2 protein-coding genes and 1 pseudogene are annotated in these 4,648 nt (G+C 50.5%); 2 read left to right on the plus strand and 1 reads right to left on the minus strand.

Annotated elements, in window-relative coordinates; translation table 11 throughout:
* The first annotated feature begins 543 nt into the window (after positions 1-543).
* Together AC1DVM_RS22545 and AC1DVM_RS22550 are read left to right on the plus strand one after the other, a co-directional pair.
* Complete coding sequence (locus AC1DVM_RS22545) at positions 544-1,677, plus strand: polysaccharide pyruvyl transferase family protein (protein WP_477258279.1); 1,134 nt, start codon at positions 544-546, stop codon at positions 1,675-1,677.
* A 255-nt stretch (positions 1,678-1,932) separates the two neighbouring features.
* Positions 1,933-2,784, plus strand: a complete 852-nt coding sequence (locus AC1DVM_RS22550) for a hypothetical protein (protein ID WP_477258281.1) — start codon at positions 1,933-1,935, stop codon at positions 2,782-2,784.
* 674 nt (positions 2,785-3,458) lie between these two features.
* Here AC1DVM_RS22550 and AC1DVM_RS22555 read toward each other — a convergent pair.
* Positions 3,459-4,456: pseudogene (locus AC1DVM_RS22555) on the minus strand (GSCFA domain-containing protein).
* Positions 4,457-4,648 lie beyond the last annotated feature (192 nt).

Below are 4,648 nucleotides of genomic sequence, written 5' to 3' on the forward strand. Positions count from 1 at the left end.
AGCTTGTACTGTCCCGGAAAATTCTGATGCAGGAAAAGGATGTTGAGAGCCATATCCGGTCCTTAGCTCAAAAGTCGGGACATCTGAACCCATCTCGCTGCAAACGCTCTTAACATTGAAATTACGTCCTGGCAGACATGGACACGGGGAGCCTTGCGCTGTTCGAAGACGTCGTGAACCGGATTGTCGGTCGGTGTCAAACAAAACGGCCCCGAGTAGATTGCTTGTGGTGAGCAATAAAATGTTGTTGACTGGTCTCGGCCATCCGGAAACTGGCTTAGCTGTCCGCCGCCGCTCGATGCCTTGGAGGCGTGACGGAAAACCAAAATCAGTCAGAACCTCTAGGTGCCGCCTGTCCGACGCGCCTGACAGTGCACAAACGTTGGATTGCCTGGCCACTTTCGACTACCGGTACTGCTAAACAACGTTTCCAATCCGGCGCAGGTGGGGTATGAACTCTCACTGACTCCATATGGCTTCGATACTACTGTGACATGCTCATGGATCACAATTTCATCAGGCCGTTCAAAAAGGTTTCTCTGCGTGACTCGCGTCTCCATCCTCGGCAATTCCGGACGTTCGCTCAATGAGTTCTACGCCCCAGTAGAGAAACGTTTTCAACGATCCGGATTGAACACCGGCAACAACATGTTCTGGTACGCTGTCGACAACCATATATCATCTCAGAAGTCGTTCATCGGTTGGCACGCCACTTCGCAGCAGATCAACGAATCGAGCGACTGCCTCATTCTCGTGGCGGCGAATTGGATTTATGCGGCCAATGACTTGACGCCCGTTGCCAATATGATCGAGGACGTTGGCGTCCCAATCATCGTCATTGGCTTGGGCGTTCAGGCACCAAGCGCATCGTCGCCGCTAGTTCTGAAACCTGGAACGCAGAAGTTCGTCGACTTGCTACGCGAGAAGGCGGCGCATGTTTGCGTGCGCGGGGCGGCAACGGCTGAGTGGTTGATTTCTGCTGGGATTGAAAATGTATACGTGACAGGCTGCCCTTCTAATTTCGTCAACCCGAAACTCAACCTTGGGCAGATCATCGCTGATAAGTTCAAACACGAGCTCAAGGATGTGGTCGTTTCGGTCGAGGCAAGTCCCTCGCACGAAGAACCAAATCGCAAGCTGTTTGAGCTGGTCGCCTCCTTCGACTGGGTTGGCGTGGTTCAGGACCCGTTGGCCGTACTGGAGGTCGTGCGCGGCAATGTGGCGTATGAAGGCGGCTTAGATCGCTTCGAGAGATCTGGACTTCCGATGCCTCCCGATGGAACTGACTCAAAAACATGGTTCATACAACGATTCAGGGCGTACTATGATGCGGAAGCTTGGATGGACGATCTACAACGGTACGATTTTCAGATAGGCACAAAGCTTCACGGTTCAATGGCTTGCTTCCAAGCTGAGGTACCAAGCATCTTCGTAACGCACGACTTGAGAACACAGGAGCTTGCCGAGGCTATGTGCGTTCCTGCGGTAACCCGCGATCAAATGATGGCTGCAAGTTCAATTCGAGAGTTGATCGAACTCGCGAACTTTGATGGACAACTGTATGATGAAAACAGACGCATGCGCGCTAGCATCTACGCCGATCTGCTATCCAATTTTGGTTTGCTAACGTCGCCTTCTCTGCGAGAAATGAGCAGCGGCAGTCGGCGGCCGCTTTAAGAGGCGCAGAGGATGGCAGGCTAATTGCCTAGTGTTCCATTGGGGAAACTAAAAAAAATTACGCCCAACCGAAAGCAAGAATACACGTTGGGGCGAGCCATGAATAGCCAAAGCAAAACTATTCGTCTTCCTCCGCCAGCACCGACGTGAAGACGTTGACGAATGGATCGAGTTCAACAGGAGTATTTCTTAGCGAACGTTGACTTAGAGAATCCTGGGCAATATTTTACCTCAATTCAAACCAACAAGAGTATCATGAAGGCCAAGGTCGCTGTACTTACACAATCACTTTCATCAGGATTTTACTTTCCTGTATGGTATTCATATTATTCTAAACATTGTGGCGCGGAGAATTTATTCGTCGTAACCCAAGGGGTAACTGCGAGTGAATTCGCAGGTTTTGACCTAGGGGGTATCATTAGACTGCCCGACCTGGCCTTCGATGAAGGCCAGCGCGTCAGGTTCATGTCCAAACAAGTGGCGGGACTTCTCGAGCATTATGAGACGGTTATCACTGTCGATTCGGACGAGATCCTTGTGCCAGACCCAAGTCTAGGCGTTGATCTCAGGGATTTTGTGAATGGGTGCGTATTTCCCTATGTAACTAGCATAGGTATAGAGGTGTTTCAAATGCCAAACGAGCCCCCGTTAAATGTTCGAGACCCCATTTTATTGCATCAACGTAGCGTAGCTTACTTAAACTCATCACTATGCAAGACTTCAGTTACGCGGGTAAATGTTCAATGGGGGGTTGGCTACCATTATTGTTCACTGTACCCAGCTTTCAACAATTTATACCTCTTTCACTTAAAACGAGCTGACAAGGAGTTGCAACTTGGCTGGATGAAGCACATGTCACGCCGGAATATCTCTACTGAACAAATGCGGACGTATTTCGCCCCGGAGCTTGAACGCATCGAAGCCTCTATTGCTGCTATCTCAAAGCGGCCATTTTCGGAGGACGATGGGGTTTTGTCTCGAAAGCCTTTCTTTGAAAAGTTTTTGAATAAAATAAAGTATGATACGAGAGACGGTATCTACCGAGGGGAACACTTTGCGGATACTCATCTTCTAAAAATACCCGACGATTTTAGAGGAGTCTTTTAAAGTTGCATTGACTTTTTTGGGGCGAGACTCACAGCTCAGGTCGCTGCGATGCCGCCAAGTGGAGGCTCTGGTGGACAGGTGATCGTGTCGCTTAGCAATCCATCCCAGCGCCGATTGGTCACAGTCGAGATATTCGACACGCGCAACTGGTGTCGATTGGGTGGCGGATGGCATTCGCAGCAGGCGCGAATTTGCAGGTTGGCGTGAACTCCAGCAGCAGACCTCTCGTCGTTCAATCGGCCAACTGACAGCCGGGAAGCATGAAGGCAATGGTTCAAGAAACGATGCATCAAGGCGTGGATTTTAACCGTCCGATTACTGCGTGAGCGATCTATAGCGTGATCACTATCCCCCGGCCCACAGGCCGCCGAGCGATGCGGCTTCACGGGCGAAATGAGACAAGGGTGCGGTGCAGTATCGTCCGGCATGCGAGCCATAAAGCGAGGCCACCGCCGACGAGGAGACGATGCATCCCGATATTACGGTGACGCGGTCGCCCCGGCGAGCCAACGCCACTCCGCGCAGTGGCCCAGCGCGCGCCCGACATCAGAAAGTGTACGGTTGATCCGATCACCCTGCGATCCCTCAACGCGTAGCCTCCTGTCTGAGGTTGTGAATCACAACACTTACCAAAAAACAACTTTAGGATGGGCCTTGTTRCAATGTTGTTCATTCTATTCGAGCGAACGATAGTAGGATGCTGCGAATTTCTGAGTTATAAATTGGACCATCGCCGGCGCGATGTGCAGTTGATCCTCGTTATAAGCTATGTTGCGGGGCGTATATGATGCCATTTCATAAGACGGATAATAATCGACATATTCGTAGCGGCGGTACAATTCTTCGGCTACCGCGCGTAAGACCGACTTGGACCCAGAGTTTGCAACAATTGCGTCTTGGCTCTTGAAAGTAGATCCGAATGGAACAGGCGAACTGTAATAATGAACTTCATTTCTGGGTCACATTCTTTCCGGATGAGACCGATTGTGTTGACCATCTCATTTAGTGCATCCTGAAAGCCGTAGTCTACGAACGCTAGTCTGTCCTTTAAACGTATAAGCCATTCACCCCCAGGGTGGGAGTTCATAGGCATACCAGTAGGTGTATAGATCCAAGTTTCGGTTAATCCGAGAGTAAGAAAAACGACTTTGGCATTCTTGAGCTCAGAGGTTGAGGCCGCGATCCGTCGCCGGTAATTACGTACGGTCTCGTAATCAGAATTTTTTAATCCCGCCGAATGTGGGTCAGTCCAAAGCGCTGCATTCAATTGAATAAGTCCCTCATCTGGGTATACTTCCCCGCAGAGGGCCGTCCGTATTTCGTGAGACATAGAATGAATCGTGTATTTGTTGAGCGCGCCTCGGTAAAGCTCTTGGTTAGGTTTATCGCTCTCCCAACTCTGAAAATGATGTCGTTCCACTCCGTGGCCTTTTGTGAGAATCGGAAGTCCTCGCTGGATCATGAAATTTTCAATTTCCCGCGCGAAACATGATCCCATTGTGAAAATGGGCCACTTTGGATCGAGCATGAACTTCGGTCGATGCGCTATGTCTAAAAATCCTCCTGCAGCAAGCCGATCTTTAGCAGTGACCCCAGTCGGTCCGTGAACCCAAGCTCGGTGGCTGTTCTCACGGGTAACTCTTAGTGCTGTCGCAGCATCATACTGGGTCATCTTATCTCCTACTCCTCAGTACGTTTCGAGCGAACCGATGGTCCGCCTCGCCGAGGAATGTCGTGCCTCGCCTGGAAAGATCACTCGAATCAAACTCAGCCCAAAACGCTGAATGTGCGAGTGCTATTGACTAAACCGATTCGAGGGAAGCATGCACAACTATCGAATGACCAACGCGGCAATGTTCACGTC

It is taken from the genome of Microvirga sp. P4_A5 (genome assembly GCF_056402495.1).